The sequence below is a fragment of the Cellulosimicrobium sp. SH8 genome (assembly GCF_025818875.1).
Lineage (GTDB): Bacteria > Actinomycetota > Actinomycetes > Actinomycetales > Cellulomonadaceae > Cellulosimicrobium > Cellulosimicrobium cellulans_D.
The window spans coordinates 140435-159924 of record NZ_JAMXMH010000009.1; the positions used below are offsets into that span (position 1 = coordinate 140435).

The window sequence follows — 19490 nt, forward strand, 5'->3', positions numbered from 1 at the left end:
GTGGGTGCGCCGGGAAGGTGTGGGGACCTTCCCGGCGCACCCTGCCGCACCCGGCTCGCGCGCCGTGGCGACGCGCGAGCCTAGGGCCTCACTCGGCCGGCTTGAGCTGGGTGAGGATGAGCACCGAGGTCGGCTGCGTCGGGTCCGCGTTGATGTACGGGTCGTCGTCGCTCGGCCAGCCCACGTAGTTGCGGGTGTTGAACTGCGAGATGAACGGACGCGTGCCGATCGGCATGACGGGGACCTCGTCCACGAAGATCTTCTGCGCCGCGGCGATCGCCGTCGCACGCTCCTCGTCCGACGTGGCGGCGAGGTACGCGTTGAGCGCCGCGGTGGCCTCCGGGCTGTCGAAGCGGCCGAAGTTGTAGTCCGCGGCCTCGCCGATCGGCTTGAGCCAACGGGCGTCCATCGTGTCGCTGTAGATGTCGTACGGCGTCGCGCCGGTCTCGGTCCAGTGCAGGATCGCGTCGAAGTCGCCGGTGCCCTTGGCGGCCCACCACGAGTCGGAGTCGGGCGTGTCGACCGACGCCTCGACGCCGATGGCCTTCACGGACTCGGAGATCAGGCTGATGCCGGTGACGTAGTCGTTCCAGCCCTGGGGGACGGAGAGCTGGAAGGTGACGGGCTCGCCGTCGGGGTCGATCAGGGCGTCGCCCTGGTAGGTGTAGCCCGCGTCGGTGAGCACCTTCTTGGCGCCCTCGACGTCGACCTCGTACTCCTCGCCCGCGAACTCGTCCGAGATGAACGGGTCACCGGCGGGGGTGGGCAGGCCCGTGACCGAGGTGAGCAGCGGGACGCCGCCCTCGCGGGCGATCTGCTGGTGCTGCTCGCGGTCGATGACCATGTTGACGGCCTGGCGGAACGCGACGTCGTCGAACGGCTTCTTGGTCGTGTTGACGAACATCGCGTCGATGCCCAGGCCGGCGGGGGCCCAGTACACGTTGTGCTCCGGGTCCTTGTCCACGAACGCCGACTGCACGTTCGGGAGGGCCGCCTGCGCCCAGTCCGCGTCGCCGTTGGCGAGCGCCGTCGTCAGGGCGCTGTTGTCGTTGTACGACACGTAGTACAGCGTCGGGACCGCGAGCTCGCCGCCCCAGTAGTCGTCGCGCGCGTCGAGCTGCACGCTCTCCGTGCTGAAGCTGGTCAGCGTGTACGGGCCGGTGCCGACGGGCTCGGGGTTCGTCTCCGTGGTCGGGTCGGCGACCTTCTCCCAGACGTGCTTCGGGACGACGAAGCGGTGCAGGACCTTGTCCTGCTTCACGTACATGGGGGTGTTGAAGGTGACGGTGACGACGTCGCCCTCGGTCGCGACGCTCTTGATGCCGAGCGCGGCGGTGTCGAGCGCGGGGTTGTCGACGAGGATCTGGTACGAGTACGCGATGTCGTCGGCGGTGAGGTCCTCGCCGTCGTTCCACTTCACGCCCTCGCGGGCCGTGAGCTGGACCGAGGTGTAGTCCTCCGACCACGTGATCTCGGACGCGAGCCAGGGGCGGACCTCGTCCGACGGGTTGACGACGTTGACGATGCCGACGGGCTCGTAGATCGCGTTGACGTAGCCGAGCTTGAGCGCGGACGAGTCGCCGATCCACGGGTTGTTCGACTCGGTCGCGATCGCGCCGTCCGGCTTCGCGATGGTGAGGGCGGCGCCCGCGCCGGAGCCGGTCGTCTCGTCGTCGTTGTTGCCGCCCGTCGACGAGCAGCCGGTCAGCACGAGTGCTGTCGCGATGCCGAGGGCGATCGCGGAGGCCTTCAACCTCATGAATCTCTCTCCTTCGAGGGAACATCGTCCCCGGCGCGGTGCCGGGGCGGTGGAACGTGGTGCGTGAAACGAATGGTGCGTGGGGCGCTGGGTCGCCCCGCTGGACCGCGGTCCGGGCTACTCCTGTTCGGTGGTGCTGTCCTGCACCCGGACCGCGGTGTCCAGGCGGAGGTCGTGGACGGAACGCCCCGCCCGGAGCCGGTAGGTACCGGCCGGGAGGTGCCAGCGTCCGCTGTCGGTGTCCCACACCTCGAGCTGACGGCGGGGGACGGTCACGGTGACGTCGGCGGTGGCCCCCACGGCGACGTCGACGACGGCGAACCCGCCGAGCCAGCGGACCGGGCGGTCGCGCTCGGCGACCGGGGCCGACGCGGGCGCGACCGGGGGTTCGACGTAGACCTGGACGACCTCGCGGCCGTCGCGGGACCCGGTGTTGGTGACGCGGACCGTGAGGGTCACGTCGCCGTCGGGCGTGCGGGCGGGCAGGTGGTCCGGCCCGGAGGACGCGTCGTACGACCACGTCGTCCAGCCCAGCCCGTGCCCGAAGGGCGCGGCAGGGATCGCGCCCGAGCGCTCCCACGCGCGGTAGCCGACGTGGACGCCGTCGGTGTACTCGACGACCCCCTGGTCGGGGACCGCGTGGGGGACGGGGACGTCGGCCTCGGCGGCCGGGAGGGTCCAGGGCAGGCGGCCGGCCGCCTCGACGGCGCCCGCGAGCACGTCCGCGATCGAGTGCCCGGCCTCCTGGCCGGGGAACCAGACCCACAGCACCGTGCGTGCGCGGTCGAGCCAGGGGAGCAGCACGGGCGCACCCGCGTTCACGACGACGACCGCGTCCGGGTCGACGTCGAGGACCCGCTCGACGAGCTCGTCCTGGCGGCCGGGCAGCGCGAGCGAGGTGCGGTCCCAGCCCTCGGACTCGACCTCCTCGTTCGTCCCGACGACGACGACGGTCAGGTCGGCCGCGCGGGCGGCCTCGACGGCGTCGGCGATCTCCTGCTCGACGCTCGGCGCGGGGACGCGGTGGCGCAGCTCCGCGCGGACGAGGTTCCCGTAGCCCTGGGCGCGGGTGACGAGGAGCGACGCGGTGATCCGCACGCGACGCGGCGCGTCGACGTGCACGGTCGCGGGGGTTCCCGCCGGGTTGTTGATCGACGAGTCGAGGATGACCTCGACGCCGGAGCGGCGGTCGTCCTTCGCGACGACGACGCCGTCGATCTCGATCGTGTGGCCCGGGACCGTGCCGACCTCGAGCACGTGGTCGCCGGGCTCGTCGAGGAGGACGTCGACGTCGAGCACGACGGTGTCCACCTCGGCGGGCAGGTCGCGCAGGAACCCGTCCCAGCGGGGCAGGACGGACTTGCGGAGCGTCGCGCCCTCGGCGTCGAGCCAGGTCACCGCGACGGCGGCGCCGTCCGCGCTGCGTCCCTCCACGTCGAGGCGGGGGGCGAACCGGCGCGCGTCGCCGCCGCGGGCCACGGTGAGCGTGGCGTCGGGCCAGCGGGCGGCCAGGCCCTCGGCGGGGGTGACGACGTGCGCGGGGTTGACGGTCGAGCTGCCGCCGCCGAGCACGTGCGGGCGCACGGCGTTGGGGCCGACGAGCGCGATCGAGCGCGGGGCGGGGCGGTCCCAGACGGGGTTCTGGGCGTCCGAGCGCAGGACGACGGTGCCGGCGGCGGCGGTGCGGCGCACCAGGGCGCGCAGGTCGCCGTCGTGCGTGACCGGGCGGGCGGGCTCGTCGAGCGCGCCGACGCGGCGTGCGAGCAGGAGGATGCGCGCGACCTTGTCGTCGATCTCGCTCTCGGGCACGCGGCCGTCCTCGACCGCGCGGACGAGGGCGTCCTCCCACGGGCCGCCCGGGCCGGGCATGACGACGTCGAGCCCGCCGTTCGCGGAGAGCTCGGTCGTGTGCGTCGCGACCCAGTCGGAGACCACGGCGCCGTCGAACCCGAGCTCGTCCTTGAGGACGTCGGTGAGCAGGTGCCGGTGCCCGGTCATGGGGCCGGACTCCACGCCGTCGTCCACCTGGTTGTAGGCCGCCATGACGGACCACGCGCCCGCCGCGACCGCGTCCTCGAACGGGGCGAGGTAGATCTCGCGCAGGACGCGGGGGTCGACGTGCGACACGTACGACGTGCGCTGCGTCTCGGAGTCGTTGGCGACGTAGTGCTTGACGCACGCCGCGACGCCCTGGTCCTGGAGGCCGCGCACGACGCCGGTGCCGATCTGGGCCGTGAGGTACGGGTCCTCGGAGTAGCACTCGAAGTGCCGGCCGCCGACGGGCGTGCGCTGGATGTTGACCTGGGGCGCGAGGACGACGTCGACGCCGTGCGTGCGCGCCTCGCGGGCGAACGCCTGACCGGTCTCGTGCGCGGCGGCCCGGTCCCAGGTCGCGCCGATCGCGCTGGGGGACGGGAAGAGGATCGAGGTCTCGCCCTCGACCTCGCTCGTGCCGCGGACCCCGACGGGCCCGTCGGACATGACGACGGGGCGCAGCCCGAGCTCGTCCAGGGCGTGCAGGCGCCACATGGACTGGCCGGTGAGGAGGCGGACCTTCGCGCGGAGGGTCAGCTCCTGCGCACGGGTGCGCAGGGTGTCGAGCTCCGCGGGGTCGCGCTCTCCCGCGAGGGACTGCGATGTCACGTACGTGCTCCTCGTCGTCGAGTCGTCTGTCGAGCGGAGAACTTACCGTGCAGTCAGTAAGTTGGCAAGAATCTGCGTTTCCGCAGGTCAGATCGATATCTGACCGTGACCTTTGCCGGGAGTGTGGCTCGGAGGCGCCGCCGCGTGCGTAGGATCACCCCCGGACGGCGACGGACCGAGGACGCGCTCGGTGCCGGGACGCCGACGTCGGCGCCGACGGTGGCGCACCGGGCACCACGACGAGGAAGTGACGAGGCGATGACCACGAGCAGGCGGCGCCCCCGCGTGCGGGAGGAGACCCTCCGGCGCCGCGAGGAGATCCTCAAGGCCGCCATGGCGACCTTCGGGAGCAAGGGCTACCACAACGGTCCCCTGGCGGAGATCGCGGAGCAGGTCGACATGACCCACGCCGGGATCCTGCACCACTTCGGGTCCAAGGACCATCTCCTCCTCGAGGTGCTGCGCTACCGCGACGAGAGCGACGTCGCCGGCCTCGACGGGCAGCACATCCCGGGCGGCATCGACATGTTCCGCCACCTGGTCCGCACCGCGTTCCTCAACGCGCAGCGCGCCGGGATCGTGCAGACGTACGCCGTCCTCTCCGCCGAGTCCGTGACCGACGACCACCCCGCGCGCGCCTTCTTCCAGGGCCGGTACCGCACGCTGCGCAGCGAGGCCGTCGAGGCGTTCGAGGCGTTGTGCGTCGAGCGCGGGGTGAGCGTCCCCGCGACCGTCCGGCACGCGTCGGCGTCGATCCTCGCCGTCATGGACGGCCTCCAGGTCCAGTGGCTCCTCGATCCCACGCAGGTCGACCTCGGCGAGGCGAGCCAGTTCGCGATCGAGGCGATCGTGACCGCGGTGCTCGACCCCCGCCCGTCCCCGCTCGGGGCGCTCCCGGTGGCCGCGGAGGAGGGCGGCGCCGTCGGTGACGCCGACACCCACGCCGATTCCGATGCCGACGAGGGCGCCAGGGCCGCGGCCGCCCGGCCCGTGGAGGCCGCGACGGCCTGACGGCCGCAGGCAGGAGTCCTCGGGGCTGGTCCCGCGGCCTCGGACCTTCGGTCCCGGCGGGTCGCGACCACGGGCCCTGGGCGGGCGCGGCGGACGACGGCGAGGATCGAGGTCGTGCAGACCCTCGCCCAGGCGTTGACCACCCAGTCGGAGGCGGCCCGGAAGAAGGTCGGCTCGGCGAGACGCCCGGCGCGCTACCTCGTCGCCGCGATGCTCGCCGGCGCGTACATCGGCGTCGGCGTCGTGCTCATGGTCGCGACGGCCGGGCCGTTCCTCGCGGCCGGCTCGCCGGGGGAGCGGCTCGTCGCGGGCGGCGTGTTCGCCGCGGCCCTGACCCTCGTCGTGTTCGCCGGTGCCGAGCTCGCGACCTCCGCGATGATGATCCTCGCCCAGGGCGTCGCGACGCGCGCCGTCCGGCTGCGCGACGCCGTCGTCACGCTCGCTCTGTGCCTCGTCGGCAACCTCGCCGGCTCGATGCTCTTCGCGTTCGCGGTCACGAAGGCCGGCGTCCTGCACTCCAACGCGGCCGCGGGGGAGATGGTCGCGTCGATGCTGCGCGCGAAGGCCCACGAGACCGGCGGCGAGCTCTTCTTCCGTGGCGTCCTGTGCAACCTCCTCGTGTGCGCCGCGATCTGGGCCTGCGGCCGCCTGCGCTCCGAGGCGGGCAAGGCGATCGTCCTGTTCTGGGCGATCCTCGCGTTCATCGCCTCCGGGTTCGAGCACGTCGTCGCCAACATGACGACCTTCTCGCTCGGCCTCCTCGGCGACCTGGGCCCGACGACGTGGGCCGACTTCGCCCGCAACCTCACCTGGGTCGGCCTCGGCAACCTCGTCGGCGGCGCCCTCGTCGTCGGCCTCGCCTACGTCGTCGTCGCCGGCCCCTCGGCGAGTCCCGGGCGTGATGCGCGCTCCACGGACCCGCACCCGGACCCGGTCGCGCTCCCCATGCCCGCGCTCCGGCGGGTGACCGCGCCCCTCGACCGGAGCCACCGCGCGGGCTGACGCCGCGCCGCCCGGGCCCGCATGGCGGGACGGGCTTGGCCGGACCGCGGGACGCGTGCGTATCATCGATCGACCCACAAGCACCCGGCGGGCCGTTGAGAGAGACGGAGGCCGGCGACAGATGGAGCAGCACGTGGCACTTGTCGTGCAGAAGTACGGCGGTTCGTCGGTATCGGACGCCGAGAGCATCAAGCGCGTGGCCAAGCGCATCGCGCAGACCAAGCGGGCGGGGCACGACGTCGTCGTCGTGGTCTCGGCGATGGGCGACACGACGGACGAGCTCATCGACCTCGCGCAGCAGGTCACCCCCCTCCCGCCGCAGCGCGAGATGGACATCCTCCTCACCGCGGGCGAGCGCATCTCGATGTCGCTGCTCGCGATGGCGATCAACAGCCTGGGCGTCAAGGCCAAGTCGTTCACGGGCCAGCAGGCCGGCGTCATCACCGACGCCGTGCACGGCAAGGCGCGCATCGTCGACGTCGTCCCGCACCGCATCCGGGAGACGATCGAGCGCGGCCAGGTCGCGATCGTCGCGGGCTTCCAGGGCGTCACGCAGTCGACGAACGACGTGACGACGCTCGGTCGCGGCGGGTCGGACACGACGGCCGTCGCGCTCGCGGCGGGCCTCGACGCCGACGTGTGCGAGATCTACACCGACGTGGACGGCATCTTCACGGCCGACCCGCGCATCGTGCCGAGCGCGCGCAAGATCGACCGCATCACGTACGAGGAGATGCTCGAGATGGCGGCGAGCGGGGCCAAGGTCCTCGCGCTGCGCTGCGTCGAGTACGGCCGCCGGTACGGCGTGCCGATCCACGTCCGCTCGTCGTTCAGCGGCAAGGAGGGCACGTTCGTCAGCGCGGACGCCTACTCCGTGACCCGCCCCGCCGACGACGCCCCCAGCTCCGCAGACCTTCCCGAGGAGACCGTCATGGAAGACCCGATCATCTCCGGCGTCGCGCACGACCGCAGCGAGGCCAAGATCACCGTCGTCGGGGTGCCTGACGTCCCCGGGACAGCCGCGCGCATCTTCGAGGTCGTCGCGGGCTCGGGCGTGAACATCGACATGATCGTGCAGAACGTGTCGGCCGCCCGGACGGGGCTGACCGACATCTCGTTCTCGCTTCCCGAGGGCGACGGCCCGGCCGCGATGTCGGCGCTGTCCGCGCTCCAGGGCGAGATCGGGTTCGACTCGCTCCAGTTCGACGACCAGATCGGCAAGCTGTCGCTCGTCGGCGCGGGCATGAAGTCCCACCCGGGCGTCTCCGCGAAGCTCTTCGGCGCGCTGCGCGACGCGGGCATCAACATCGAGATGATCTCCACCTCGGAGATCCGCATCTCCGTCGTGACCCGTGAGGACTCGCTCGACGACGCGGTGCGCGCCGTGCACACCGCGTTCGAGCTCGACGCCGCCGACGGCGAGGCCGTCGTCTACGCCGGCACCGGCCGCTGAGAGGACTGGACATGACCACCGAGAACCGTCAGGGCCTGCACGTCGCCGTCGTCGGCGCGACCGGCCAGGTGGGCGCCGTCATGCGCCGCCTCCTCGAGGAGCGCGACCTCCCCGTCGCGAGCATCCGCTACTTCGCGTCGGCGCGCTCCGCCGGGTCGACGCTCCCGTGGCGCGGGACCGACGTCGTCGTGGAGGACGTCGCCGCGACCTCGACCGACGACCTGCGGGGGATCGACGTCGCGCTCTTCTCCGCGGGCGGCGCGACGTCGAAGGCGCAGGCCGAGCGCTTCGCCGAGGCGGGCGCCGTCGTCATCGACAACTCGTCCGCGTGGCGCATGGACCCGGACGTCCCGCTCGTCGTCTCCGAGGTCAACCCCGCCGCGCTGCGCGAGGCGCGCAAGGGCATCATCGCCAACCCGAACTGCACGACCATGGCCGCGATGCCCGTGCTCAAGCCGCTCGCGGACGAGGCCGGGCTGGAGCGCCTGATCGTCGCGACGTACCAGGCCGTGTCCGGCGCCGGTCTCGCCGGCGCGGAGGAGCTGCGCGCACAGGCCGTCGCGGGGGCGGCGGCCGAGGGCACGGGCGCCGGGCTCGTCGGGCTCGTGCACGACGGCGGCGCGGTCGCCTTCCCCGAGCCCGCCGTCTTCCCGCGCAACGTCGCGTTCAACGTCGTCCCGCTCGCCGGGTCGATCGTCGACGACGGGCAGGAGGAGACGGACGAGGAGAAGAAGCTCCGCAACGAGTCGCGCAAGATCCTCGGCCTGCCGTCGCTGGCGGTCGCCGGGACCTGCGTGCGCGTCCCGGTGTTCACCGGCCACTCGCTCGCGATCCACGCGGAGTTCGGCGCCGCGATCACGCCCGACCGCGCGCGCGAGATCCTGGCGTCCGCGCCGGGCGTGGTGCTCGCGGACGTCCCGAACCCGCTCGAGGCGGCCGGCAAGGACCCCTCGTTCGTCGGCCGCGTCCGCACCGACCAGTCCGTCCCCGACGGCCGTGGCCTCGTCCTCTTCGTCTCGAACGACAACCTCCGCAAGGGCGCCGCGCTCAACGCGGTGCAGCTCGCCGAGCTCGTCGCGCAGGACCTCGACGCCGTCCGCGCGGCGTTCGCCGGAGAGTTGGCACAGAACCCGGTCCCCGCCCCGGAGACGGCCTCCGCCTGACGCTGAGCCGGAACCTTGATCACCCGAGCCAGGGCACTGGTCAACCGAGGTAGGCCCAGGTCGCCCGACCTGGGCTCTACCTCGTTCAGGGACCTACGTGGTGCGGCTCAGCACCTGGAGCACGCGGGGTGCGAAGAAGCGGCGCTTGTACGCGTCCGGGTCGACGACGTCGAGGATGCCCAGCTCGACCAGCTGCCCGACGAGCTTGTTCGCTCTCCCGTACGAGACGCCGAGCTCGGCCTCGACCTTACGCACGGTGAAGGTCGGGTTGGCCACGGCGAGGTCGACGAGCGCGTGCGCTGAGTCGGCGCGCAGCGGCGACGCACGGATCGTGTCCTTCAGCTCCGCCTGGACGGCTACGAGCGCGACCATTTCGTGTCGGGTGGTGTCTGCAGCCTGCCGTAGCCCTTCGGCGAAGAACCGGAGGTAGGAGTCCCAGTCGTTGCGGGTGCTCACCCCGAGCAGGTGGTCGTAGTACCGGCCACGACGCGCCTCGAACCACGGGGAGACGGTGAGCGTCGGTTCTGCGAGGACGTTCGTGCTCTGGAGATGCAGGACGATCAGAAACCGTCCGACACGACCGTTGCCGTCACGGAAGGGGTGGAGCGTCTCGAACTGGTAGTGGGACATACCGGCTGCCACCACAGGGTCGATCGCGCCGCGGTGGTCCGAGCGCATCCAGTCCACGAGATCGCGCACGCCGGCCTCGAGCTGGTGTCCACCGGGCGCGGGGACGAATCGCGCGGCTTCCACGGGGAATCGGACCGCGACGGCGTCCTCTCGTCGACCGATGACGACCTGCCCGTCGCGGAGTCGGCCGGACTGCGACTCGAGCGGCGTATCGGCCATCAGGATTCCCTGGAGCTCGCTGAGCATGGTGACGGAGACGGGCCAACCGTCAGCGATGCGAGCGAACCCGGCGTTCGCCATGCGGACGTAGTTGAGGATCTCGACGAGCTCGGCGGAAGCGGGATCGTCGTCATCCGCGGTGAACACCTCGGCGAGGGGGGCGTACGTCCCTTCCAGAGCGGACGTGCTCTGCGCCTCACGGCGGAGGGTCGGCAGCCGGAGCAACGTCGGGTGGGGGAGCTGGCGCCCCGTGCTGTCGAGCGCAGCCAGAGCTGCACGAGCCTCCGCGACGGCCAGGTACGTCGAGGGTGTGAGATCCGGCATCGTCGTCGACAGCGGTTCAGGGATGAACGCCTTGTGCTCCCACGAACCCAGCACCGGATCGCTGCCCCGGATCGTGACAAGTTCCCCCGGCGAGCTGTTCACGAACACGCTGAGATCCACAATGTCACTCTAGGGCCCGATGAGTGACATTGCGAGCACCTGTATGTTCCTTGTGGACAACAGGGGAGCGCGGACCGGGCCAAGAGGTCCCCGGCCAACCCGCGTCTGCCGACGTTGCTCGACATCGCCAAGGCGCTCGACTGCGACGCCACCGACCTGGTCGCCGGTCTCACCCGCGACCGCACCGGACGTCGAGGCTGATCGCCTGGCGCTGCCTGGACCCGGGTGTCCGCACGGAACTGCGCCACGACGTGCGGACGCCGCCGGGGTCTTCCCGCGGCGGCGCCGTACCGATCGGCCGGAAATCAGCCCTCGACCAGGCGTGCCATGTTCTCTCCGTCGGCGAGGCCGACGATGTTGCCGGCCGGGTCGGTGAACCAGGCCCCGTCGCCGCCCTCCATGAAGCCGCGCACGATGCCCTTGTCGTCCTGGTCGAACCCTTCGTAGCGCTCGAACGTCACGCCTTTCGCGGTGAGCTCGTCGACGACCTGGTCCACGTCGTCGACGGTGAGGTGCATGACCGTGAAGGCGGCCGGCCGATGGTCCTCCTTCGGGTACACGAACACGTCCGAACCGCCCCCGAGGTGCAGCACCAGACCACCCCCGTCGTCGAGTGCCGTGACGGGGAGCCCGAGGGTTCCTCCGTAGAAATCGCGCGCCGCGTCGAGGTCGTCCGCCGAGAAGCTGGAGAACCCGCGCCGAATGGTGACCATCGTCGTCTCACTCCTTCGTGACCGCCGGCGGCCGGAGGGCGTGACCCGCCGCGGACGCCGGATCCTCCCAGGGTCCCACCGTGCGCCCGTCGTGGGTACCGCCCAGAGCGGGTGATCGAGCACGTGCCAGCCGGCGTCGCGGCCTCGACCACCGTGCAGGTGCTCATGGCCAGGCCTCTACCTCGCGGGACCAGGGCTCTACCTGGCGCGAGCGGGGTTGCGAGACCGCCTGGATCTGTGGTTCATTAGTGGAGTAATGAACCACAGAGCACGCGAGGCGGGAGAGGATGGGGCCCATGTTCGACGGACCGGAACCCATCTACCTCCAGATCGCGCAGATGATCCGGGCGCAGGTGCTCGCAGGGGAGCTCGCGGAGGAGGAGCAGGTCATGTCGACCACGCAGTTCGCGACGACGTTCCGCATCAACCCGGCGACCGCGGCCAAGGCGTTCGCCGGTCTCGTCGACGAGGGCGTCCTCTACAAGCGCCGCGGCCTCGGCATGTTCGTCGCCCCGGGGGCGCGGGAGAAGCTGCTCGCCGACCACCGCGCCCGGTTCTTCGACGAGGTCCTCGCCCCCGCGCTCGCGCAGGCCGACCTCCTCGACATCCCGACGGCCGAGATCGTGGACTACGTCCTCGGCCGGCCGCGACCCGCCGGCACGTCCGGCGACCAGAGCACCGGCCCGACCACCGACCCCACCCCGAGGTGAGACCCGTGACCGCCCGGCCCGCCCGCCGCACCCCCGACCAGACCCCGACCACGACGGCCCCAGAACCCTTCGCCGCCGAGGTGCGCGACGTCGTCGTGCGCTACTCGCGCAGCGACGACGACCCCGCGCTCGACGGCGCGACGCTCACGATCCGGCCCGGCGTCATCACCGGCCTGCTGGGCCGCAACGGCGCGGGCAAGACGACGCTCGCCGCCCTGCTCGCGGCGTTCCGCCGCCCCACGGCCGGAACGGTGCGCGTCGGACCGGCGGGCGAGCTCGAGGACCCGTTCGAGAACGTGTGGGCGACCATGCACACCCAGCTCGTCCGCGAGAGCGGCGACGTCTGGGAGACGGACAAGGCGAGCGACACGCTCGAGTACTACGCCGACCTGCGCCCGCACTGGGACGCGGACCTCGCCGCGCGCCTGCTCGACGAGCTCGAGGTCGACGTCCGCAAGAAGCCCACCGAGATGTCGCGTGGCAAGCGCTCGGCGCTGGGCGCGGTGATCGGCCTGGCGTCGCGCGCGCCGCTCACGATCTTCGACGAGGTCTACCTCGGCATGGACGCGCCGAGCCGGTACGCGTTCTACGACGCGCTCGTCGCCGACTACGCCGAGCACCCGCGTACGGTCCTGCTGTCGAGCCACCTCATCACCGAGGTGGAGCGGCTCTTCGAGGACGTGGTGATCATCGACCGCGGTCACGTCCTGCTCGCCGAGAACGCCGACGACGTGCGCGCCCGGGGCGTCAGCCTCACCGGCCCCGCCGAGGTGGTCGAGCGGCACGCGGCCGGTCGCGAGGTGCTCGCGCGGCAGCGGCTGGGCGGCACGGCCCAGGTGACGCTCTTCGGCACGTTCGCCGACGGCGAGCGGGCCGCGGCCGCGGAGGCCGGGCTCGAGGTCGGCGCCGTCCCCGTCCAGGACCTGTTCGTCCACCTCACCCGCACCGTGCGCGCCGGGAACGGCACCGGTGCCGACGCCGAGACGGAGGCGCGATGACCGCCACGACCCACCGCACCGCCGAGCGCCGGGCCCTCGAGTCCGCCGCCCATCGGCGTGGCGTCAACGCCGTCGCCTGGTACTTCGTCGTCGGCACCTGGTACGTCGGGGTGTGGTTCTGGGCCATCGCCCTCGCGGTCGGGGCGCTCATCCTCTGGATCATGCAGCGCAACGACGACGTCAGCATCGAGGCCGTCGGAGGAGTCGCCGGCTCGGCGAAGTTCTTCCTCTTCGTGATGGGCATCATCCTGCCGCTCATGACGATCGCCGTGCACGTCGCGTCGGGCGGCACGCGCCGCTCGTACACGCACGGGCTGTGGATCGGCGCCGTCGTGTCGGGCATGACGTTCGGCGTCGCGAGCGCGCTCGTGAAGTGGGGGGAGTGGACGCTGTTCCGGCGCGCGGGGTGGGTGACCGAGCCCGAGCTCGGGCAGCTCTACGGCGACGGCTCGCAGGTGGGCCTCGTGCTCCTCGTCGAGGGCATCTTCTGCGTCGTGTACTACCTGGCCGGGATGGTCGTCGCCGCCGGCTTCTACGGGTTCGGGTTCCTGCGCGGGGTGCTCCTCGTCCTCGCGTCGCTCGTCCCGGTGGTGCTGACCGAGGTCTTCCTCCGCTCCGGCTTCTTCGGCCACGCGCTCGCGCGCGCGGTCGGTCTCGACGGCACGCCCGTCTGGCTCGCCGTCCTCGGCGGGGCGGCCGGGGTCGTGCTCGCCGCTCTGCTCCTGCGCGTCGTCCTGCGGGGCGTCGCGATCCAACCGGTCGAGTTCGCCGCGAGCGCGAGCGGCTGACCGGCGCACCGCACCCACCGTTCACCGAGAGCCCTCCGGGCGGCGCCCCGCGCCGCGCGTGGGTCTCGCACACCCTCGTGGAGGTCAGCATGAGACCCGCACCACCGCCCACCGGCGGCGCGACCGTCGCGTCGCCCGCCCCGACCACCCGCCCGTCGGCGGGCGCGTCGCCCGTCGTCGAGGTCCGCAACCTGCGCAAGACCTACCCGGGCCCGACGGGCCGGGGGGACGCAGCCGCCCGCAAGGTCGCCGTCGAGGACGTGAGCTTCAGCGTCGAGGCGGGTGAGATCTTCGGCATCCTCGGACCCAACGGGGCCGGGAAGACGACCACCGTCGAGTGCCTCGCCGGGCTGCGCGAGGCCGACGGCGGCACGGTCCGCGTGCTGGGCGTCGACCCGCAGACGGACCCGGCGGCCGTGCGCGACGCCGTCGGGGTCCAGCTCCAGGAGGCGGCGCTCAACGAGAAGATCACCGTCGAGGAGGCGATGCGTCTCTTCGCGTCGTTCTACGCGTCGCCGTCGGACGTGGAGGAGCTGCTCGACCTCCTCGACCTCGCCGAGCACCGGCGCGTCGCGTTCGCCAAGCTCTCCGGCGGGCAGAAGCAGCGCCTGTCGATCGCGCTCGCCTTGGTGGGCAACCCGCGCGTCGCGATCCTCGACGAGCTGACGACGGGCCTCGACCCCGCCGCGCGCCGCGCCACCTGGGAGCTCGTGGAGCGCGTGCGCGACCGCGGCGTGACGATCCTGCTCGTCACGCACTTCATGGACGAGGCCGAGCGCCTGTGCGACCGGCTCGTCATCATCGACCACGGCCGGATCGTCGCGCAGGGCACGCCCGCGGAGCTGATCGACGCGGTCGACACCTCGCGCACGGTGCGCCTGCGCGTCCCCCCGGCCGACCACGACCTCACCCTCCACACGCTCGCGGGCCTCGCGGACGTCGAGCGCGTCGAGGTCGTGCCGACGTCAGGACGCGAGATCGAGGTGGCCGGCACGCGGCGGGTGCTGCTCGCCGTCGTGCTCGCGCTCGCCGAGCAGGAGGTCGTGCCCGACGACGTCCGGACCGTCTCCCGGTCCCTCGAGGACGTGTTCGTCGCCGTGACCGGCCGCACCTACGACCCGGACGCGCCCGTCGCCCGGCCGACCCGAGGGGAGTCCCGATGACCGCCACGACCCTGACCGCCGACGTCGCCCCCGCCCGCCGCAGCAGCGGCTGGCGCGGGTTCGGTGTGCTGCTCGCGACGGAGTCGCGGCTCTGGCTGCGCGACACGGGCACCGTGTTCTTCGCGCTCGTGTTCCCGACCGTCCTGCTGATCGGCGTCGGCTTCGCGATCCCGGGGATGCGCACCCCCATCGAGGACGCGCCCCCGCCGTGGCTCGGGCTCACGCCCGTCGCGCTGTACGTCCCGGTGGTCCTCGCCGCCGCGATCGCGACGCCCGCCCTGACCACGATGCCGGTCTACTTCGCGACGTTCCGCGAGAAGGGTCTGCTGCGCCGGCTGTCCACGACGCCCATGCGGCCGCAGGGGATCGTCGTCGCGCACCTCGTCATCAACCTCGTCGCGGTCGTCGTGGCGTCGGCGGTCGCGCTCGTCGTCGGACAGCTCGTGTTCGGGCTCGTCGCGCCGCAGAACGCGGGGACTGTCGTGCTCGCGTTCGTCCTCGGCGTCGCGTCGATGTACTCGCTCGGCACGCTCATCGCGGCGCGCGTGCCCAAGGCGAGCACGGCGTCGGCGATCGGGACGCTCGTCTACTTCCCGCTGCTGTTCCTCTCGGGGCTGTGGACGCCCGGCCCGATCATGCCGGAGGCCGTGGCCCAGATCGGGAAGTTCACGCCGCTCGGGGCCGCGTCGCAGGCGATGACCGCAGGCTGGTTCGAGTCCGGGTTCCCGACCGTGCAGGTGGTCGTCATGGCCGTGTGGACCGCCGTCCTGCTGCCGCTCGGCATCCGGCTCTTCCGCTGGAGCTGAGGCTCAGATCGCCCGCGAGCCCAGCTCGCGGGCGATCTCGGCGAACCCGCGGACCTCGGGGGTCTCGCGGTCCCGCAGCCAGACGAGCACCCACTCGGTGTCGGGGACGTCGACGATCGGCACGTACACGACGCCGGGGTGCGTGTAGTACCGCCGCACGTGCGCGTTGAGCGGGGTGACGGCCTCGCCCGCGGCGACCACGGTCAGCACCTCGTGGAACGTGCGCGCGACCGGGCCGCGCAGCACCGGCCTGCCTGACGGCGTGCGGCGGGGCACCATCGCCTCCTCCCAGTACGTGGGGACGCCCGCGCCGAGCTCGAGCACGACGTGGTCTCCGAGGACCTCGACCGACACCGCGTCCTCGCCCGCGAGCGGGTGCCCCGCCGCGACGGCGAGGACGCGGCCCTCCGTGAGCACTCGAGGGCCTACGACGACGTCGGGCTCCCGGACGGGGGCCCACGTCACCTGCAGGTCGGCCTCGCCCTCGCGCAGCGCCCCGAAGGGGTCCGAGAAGTGGAACTCGCGCCGCTCCACCGAGCACCCCGGGTGCCGGGCCCCGAACGCGTCCACGACCGGCTGCAGCTCGTGGCCGACGATGCCCATCGCGGCCACGCGCAGCACCCCGACCGGCCGCTCTCCCGTGCGGCTGGCCGCGGCGATGCCCGACTGGATGAGCTCGTACCCCTGGCGCAGGTCGTCGCGCAGCCTCGCTCCGACGGGCGTCAGCTCGACGCGCCGGCTCGTGCGCTCGAACAGGGTGGTCCCCATCCGCCGCTCCTGCCGGCTGATCGCCTGGCTCACGCGCGCGGGCGAGACGTGGAGCCGTTCCGCGGTCCTCCCGAAGTGCAGCTCGTCGGCGAGCGTCAGGAAGATCTCGATGTCCCTCAGCTCCACGCGGCCACCTCTACCTCTGCCTCCGTCTCCGTGCACCGTTCACGCCGGGTGAACGATCCACCCAGCATGCGTCATTGATGACGAATCGGTGGAATCCGAGGCTGGAGCCATGAGACGACTCACCTACTTCGTGGCCCTGTCCATCGACGGCTTCCTGTCCGGCCCCGACGACGAGGTCGACTTCTACCCGTCCTCCGACGCGTACAGCGTGCGCATGATCGACACGTTCCCGGACGTGCTGCCCACGCACGGACGCCGCCAGCTCGGCGTCGACGACCAGCCCAACCGGACGTTCGACACCATCGTCATGGGTCGGCGGACCTACGAGCCCGCGCTCCACCTCGGGATCACGAGCCCGTACGCGCACCTGCGCCAGTACGTCGTCTCGACGTCGCAGCCCGAGCTTGACCCCGCGGTGACGATCGTGCGCGACGACCCGGTCGCGCTCGTGCGCGCGCTCAAGGCCGAGGACTCGCCGCTCGACATCTATCTCGCGGGCGGCGGTGTCCTCGCGGGCGCGCTCCTCGACGAGATCGACCGGCTCGTCGTCAAGCTCTACCCGGTCGTCGCGGGCGCCGGGCGGAACGCGTTCGGCGCGGTCGCGTTCCGGCCCACGACCTACGACCTCACCGACGTCGCCACGTTCGAGGGCGGCAACGCCGTCCTCACCTACGACCGTGCCTGAGCGCGTCCCTGCGCGCGTGCTCCGGCGCCGCGCGTCGATCCTCACGGCGCGAGCGGTCGTGACCGTCCGGCTCCTGCGGCCGCACTGCCGCCGTCGTGCGCGCCGTCGGGCCGGGGCCGGGGACGCCGGCGCGGTCCTCGACGGTGCGCTCGACGATCCCGGTCTCGGTCCCAGTCCCGGTCCCGACCGCGGCCCCGCGCGCCCACCCCGGGCGAGGCCGCGAGGGCGCACCTAGCCTGGCCGGCATGAGGCCGTTCCTGCTGCTCGCGTCGCGCGCGGAGGACCCCGCCGCGGACGGCGAGCACGCGGCCGTGCTCCGGTACTCCGGGCTGGACGCGGGCGCGCTGCACCGCTCCTGGACGAGATCGTCGAGCGCGACCTCCCGTTCCTCGGCGCGTGCTACGGCGTCGGGACGCTCGGGCTGCACGAGGGCGCCGTCCTCGACGACACCTACGCCGAGCCCATCTCGCCCGTGACGATCCGGCTCACCGCCGAGGGCCGCGCCGACCCGCTGCTCGCCGACCTGCCCGACGCGTTCGAGGCGTACGTCGGGCACAAGGAGGCCGTGACCCGGCTGCCGTCGCACGCGGTGCTGCTCGCGACGTCGGAGGCGTGCCCGGTCCAGATGTTCCGGGTCAAGGAGAACCTCTACGCCACGCAGTTCCACCCCGAGCTGGACCTGGACGGGATCCTCACGCGCATCGGGGTGTACGGCGACTACGGGTACTTCGCGCCCGAGACCGCGGGTGAGGTCGAGGCGGCCGTGCGCCGCGGCGACGTCTGGGCTCCGCACCGGATCCTCGCGGCGTTCGTGCGCCGCTACGCGCGCGACTGACGAGCAGGCGGTCGTGCCCGGCGTGGGACGGGTCAGCGGGCGGCGGGCGCCGGCTGGGCCTCGGGAGCGGGCGTCGCGTCGGCCTCCGCGGCCTCGAGCGCCACGGTGCGGCGGTGCGCCCGGACCGACCAGGCGACGGCGGCGGCCCACACGACGGCGACGAGCGCGAGCACGACGCCCTGGACCGCACCGTTCGCGTCGACCCAGTCGGAGCGCAGCAGCGTCCGGACGTTGGTGAGGACGATGACGCCACCGACCGCCGAGCCGAGGATGCGGGGAGGCAGCAGACGGACGAGCCAGGCCGCGATCGGTGCCGCGACCAGGCCGCCGAGCAGCAGCGCGCCGACCCACAGCAGGTCGATCCCCTGCGAGCCGAGCGAGAACAGGAAGCCGAGCGACGCGGCGACCGCGACGAGGAACTCGCTCGTGTCGATCGACCCGATGACCTTGCGCGGCTCGATCCGCCCCGACGCGAGCAGTGCCGGCGTCCCCACGGGCCCCCAGCCCCCGCCGCCCGTCGCGTCGACGAATCCCGCGACCAGACCGAGCGGGGCGAGGAACCGCTTGCGCAGCGGGAGGCCCTGCCGGCCCTTCGGCAGCCCGACGAACGTGAACCGGGACAGCACGTACACGCCGAGCGCCAGGAGGAGCAGCGACATGACCGGCGCGGCGAGCTCGGTCGACAGGTTCGACAGGAACGTGGCACCCGCGAACGCGCCGATCGCGCCCGGGACGCCGATCCGCACGACGACCTTCCAGTCCACGTTCCCGAACCGCCAGTGCGCCGCGCCCGACGCGAGCGTCGTCCCGATCTCGGCGAGGTGGATCGTCGCCGACGCCGCCGCGGGGTTCGTCCCGATCGCGAGCAGGAGCGTCGTCGACGTCACGCCGTACGCCATCCCGAGGCTGCCGTCGACGAGCTGCGCGCCGAGGCCCACGAGGGCCAGCAGGATGAGGGTCCGCACCGCGTCTCCTTGCTCGGGTGGCCGGGGCGGCCCCGACGTGTCCTGACAAGGTTGACCCGACGAGTCCAGTATGTGAAGCGTCGACCACATCGTGGGCCAGTGTTAACGGCCGCGCCGCGGGCTCAGCAGGTCAGGGGTTCTCCCAGGCGTCGGCGCGGGCGGCGAGGGCGTGGACGTCGTCGGGGAGGTCGCGGCGGACGACGTCGTCGATCGTCACGCGGTCGAGGACGTCGCGGACGCTCGCGCGCAGAGCGACCCACACCTCGAGGAGCGCGGCCGCGGAGCCCTCGTACTCGAGGCTCGGCGGGCGCTCGTCGCGCACTGTGACGAGCGGCCCGTCGACGGCGCGGAAGACGTCGGCGAGGGTCACCTCGGACGCGGGGCGCGCGAGGCGGTGGCCGCCGGAGCGGCCGCGGACGCTCGCGACGATGCCGGCGCGGCGCAGGTCGCCGAGGATCCGTTCGAGGAAGCTCACGGGCAGGCCCTGGCCCGCCGCGAGGTCCTCCGCCCGCACGGGGTCGCCGTGCGGGGACGCCGCGAGCTCGGCGCACGCCCGCACCGCATAGTCAGCCTTCGCCGAGACACGCATGAGGACATTGTGCCGTGCAC

16 protein-coding genes and 2 pseudogenes are annotated in these 19490 nt (G+C 72.7%); 11 read left to right on the forward strand and 7 right to left on the reverse strand.

Translation table 11 applies throughout. The features are described 5' to 3' along the window. Window positions 1-88 precede the first annotated feature (88 nt). Entirely contained in the window at window positions 89-1759 is a 1671-nt protein-coding gene (locus tag NF338_RS13730; protein ID WP_087469956.1) for an ABC transporter substrate-binding protein, read from the reverse strand. A 117-nt stretch (window positions 1760-1876) separates the two neighbouring features. Next, complete coding sequence (locus NF338_RS13735; RefSeq protein ID WP_264031296.1) at window positions 1877-4402, reverse strand: beta-glucosidase family protein; 2526 nt, start codon at window positions 4400-4402, stop codon at window positions 1877-1879. 258 nt (window positions 4403-4660) lie between these two features. Between NF338_RS13735 and NF338_RS13740 the strand changes: the two are divergent. From NF338_RS13740 to NF338_RS13755, 4 genes and pseudogenes are all read left to right on the forward strand, one after another. Further along, a pseudogene (locus NF338_RS13740) lies at window positions 4661-5287 on the forward strand (TetR/AcrR family transcriptional regulator); the annotation flags it as partial. A gap of 240 nt (window positions 5288-5527) precedes the next feature. Then, window positions 5528-6415: a formate/nitrite transporter family protein gene (locus NF338_RS13745; protein ID WP_264031298.1), complete on the forward strand. Its 888-nt coding sequence runs from the start codon at window positions 5528-5530 to the stop codon at window positions 6413-6415. Window positions 6416-6548: 133 nt separating this feature from the next. Continuing rightward, window positions 6549-7868 carry an aspartate kinase gene (locus NF338_RS13750; RefSeq protein ID WP_264031397.1) on the forward strand — a complete coding sequence of 440 codons (1320 nt, stop codon included), beginning with the start codon at window positions 6549-6551 and terminating at the stop codon, window positions 7866-7868. A gap of 11 nt (window positions 7869-7879) precedes the next feature. After that, window positions 7880-9031, forward strand: coding sequence for an aspartate-semialdehyde dehydrogenase (locus tag NF338_RS13755; RefSeq protein ID WP_264031299.1), 1152 nt, complete (start codon window positions 7880-7882; stop codon window positions 9029-9031). A 93-nt stretch (window positions 9032-9124) separates the two neighbouring features. Here NF338_RS13755 and NF338_RS13760 read toward each other — a convergent pair whose 3' ends face one another. Both NF338_RS13760 and NF338_RS13765 read right to left on the reverse strand, forming a co-directional pair. Then, window positions 9125-10324 carry a Fic family protein gene (locus tag NF338_RS13760; protein ID WP_264031300.1) on the reverse strand — a complete coding sequence of 400 codons (1200 nt, stop codon included), beginning with the start codon at window positions 10322-10324 and terminating at the stop codon, window positions 9125-9127. A 305-nt stretch (window positions 10325-10629) separates the two neighbouring features. Then, window positions 10630-11037 (reverse strand): VOC family protein, encoded by a 408-nt coding sequence (locus NF338_RS13765; RefSeq protein ID WP_087469951.1) that lies wholly within the window; start codon window positions 11035-11037, stop codon window positions 10630-10632. Between the two features lie 296 nt (window positions 11038-11333). Here NF338_RS13765 and NF338_RS13770 point away from each other — a divergent pair, with 296 nt between their 5' ends. The 5 genes from NF338_RS13770 (at window position 11334) to NF338_RS13790 (ending at window position 15502) form a co-directional block, all read left to right on the forward strand. Further along, the gene (locus NF338_RS13770) at window positions 11334-11747 is read left to right on the forward strand and encodes a GntR family transcriptional regulator (RefSeq protein WP_264031301.1); all 414 of its coding nucleotides are present in this window, start codon (window positions 11334-11336) and stop codon (window positions 11745-11747) included. A 5-nt stretch (window positions 11748-11752) separates the two neighbouring features. Continuing rightward, window positions 11753-12745, forward strand: a complete 993-nt coding sequence (locus NF338_RS13775) for an ATP-binding cassette domain-containing protein (protein WP_264031302.1) — start codon at window positions 11753-11755, stop codon at window positions 12743-12745. Beyond that, window positions 12742-13533 carry a hypothetical protein gene (locus NF338_RS13780; RefSeq protein ID WP_264031303.1) on the forward strand — a complete coding sequence of 264 codons (792 nt, stop codon included), beginning with the start codon at window positions 12742-12744 and terminating at the stop codon, window positions 13531-13533. The genes NF338_RS13775 and NF338_RS13780 overlap by 4 nt, the downstream gene beginning before the upstream one ends. A gap of 89 nt (window positions 13534-13622) precedes the next feature. Then, window positions 13623-14696: an ABC transporter ATP-binding protein gene (locus tag NF338_RS13785; protein ID WP_264031304.1), complete on the forward strand. Its 1074-nt coding sequence runs from the start codon at window positions 13623-13625 to the stop codon at window positions 14694-14696. After that, window positions 14693-15502 carry an ABC transporter permease gene (locus NF338_RS13790; protein ID WP_264031305.1) on the forward strand — a complete coding sequence of 270 codons (810 nt, stop codon included), beginning with the start codon at window positions 14693-14695 and terminating at the stop codon, window positions 15500-15502. Before NF338_RS13785 ends, NF338_RS13790 begins: the two co-directional genes overlap by 4 nt. Before the next feature lie 3 nt (window positions 15503-15505). On the opposite strand, the gene NF338_RS13795 is transcribed toward NF338_RS13790, so the two are convergent. Beyond that, window positions 15506-16396 (reverse strand): LysR family transcriptional regulator, encoded by an 891-nt coding sequence (locus NF338_RS13795; RefSeq protein ID WP_264031306.1) that lies wholly within the window; start codon window positions 16394-16396, stop codon window positions 15506-15508. 109 nt (window positions 16397-16505) lie between these two features. Between NF338_RS13795 and NF338_RS13800 the strand changes: the two genes are divergently transcribed. Both NF338_RS13800 and NF338_RS13805 read left to right on the forward strand, forming a co-directional pair. Beyond that, window positions 16506-17081 carry a dihydrofolate reductase family protein gene (locus NF338_RS13800; protein WP_264031307.1) on the forward strand — a complete coding sequence of 192 codons (576 nt, stop codon included), beginning with the start codon at window positions 16506-16508 and terminating at the stop codon, window positions 17079-17081. A gap of 245 nt (window positions 17082-17326) precedes the next feature. Then, window positions 17327-17916 (forward strand): annotated as a pseudogene (locus NF338_RS13805) (glutamine amidotransferase-related protein). Between the two features lie 32 nt (window positions 17917-17948). On the opposite strand, the gene NF338_RS13810 reads toward NF338_RS13805, so the two are convergent. Together NF338_RS13810 and NF338_RS13815 are read right to left on the reverse strand one after the other, a co-directional pair. After that, complete coding sequence (locus NF338_RS13810; protein WP_264031308.1) at window positions 17949-18881, reverse strand: sulfite exporter TauE/SafE family protein; 933 nt, start codon at window positions 18879-18881, stop codon at window positions 17949-17951. Between the two features lie 130 nt (window positions 18882-19011). Then, window positions 19012-19470 carry an RrF2 family transcriptional regulator gene (locus tag NF338_RS13815; RefSeq protein ID WP_047232267.1) on the reverse strand — a complete coding sequence of 153 codons (459 nt, stop codon included), beginning with the start codon at window positions 19468-19470 and terminating at the stop codon, window positions 19012-19014. Window positions 19471-19490: the final 20 nt, after the last annotated feature.

Excerpts from the sequence above, each read along its gene's own strand:
- NF338_RS13730 (WP_087469956.1), bottom strand. The coding sequence starts at position 1,759 with ATGAGGTTGAAGGCCTCCGCGATCGCCCTCGGCATCGCGACAGCACTC.
- NF338_RS13755 (WP_264031299.1), top strand. The coding sequence starts at position 7,880 with ATGACCACCGAGAACCGTCAGGGCCTGCACGTCGCCGTCGTCGGCGCG.
- NF338_RS13765 (WP_087469951.1), bottom strand. The coding sequence starts at position 11,037 with ATGGTCACCATTCGGCGCGGGTTCTCCAGCTTCTCGGCGGACGACCTC.
- NF338_RS13770 (WP_264031301.1), top strand. The coding sequence starts at position 11,334 with ATGTTCGACGGACCGGAACCCATCTACCTCCAGATCGCGCAGATGATC.
- NF338_RS13780 (WP_264031303.1), top strand. The coding sequence starts at position 12,742 with ATGACCGCCACGACCCACCGCACCGCCGAGCGCCGGGCCCTCGAGTCC.
- NF338_RS13785 (WP_264031304.1), top strand. The coding sequence starts at position 13,623 with ATGAGACCCGCACCACCGCCCACCGGCGGCGCGACCGTCGCGTCGCCC.
- NF338_RS13790 (WP_264031305.1), top strand. The coding sequence starts at position 14,693 with ATGACCGCCACGACCCTGACCGCCGACGTCGCCCCCGCCCGCCGCAGC.
- NF338_RS13800 (WP_264031307.1), top strand. The coding sequence starts at position 16,506 with ATGAGACGACTCACCTACTTCGTGGCCCTGTCCATCGACGGCTTCCTG.
- NF338_RS13815 (WP_047232267.1), bottom strand. The coding sequence starts at position 19,470 with ATGCGTGTCTCGGCGAAGGCTGACTATGCGGTGCGGGCGTGCGCCGAG.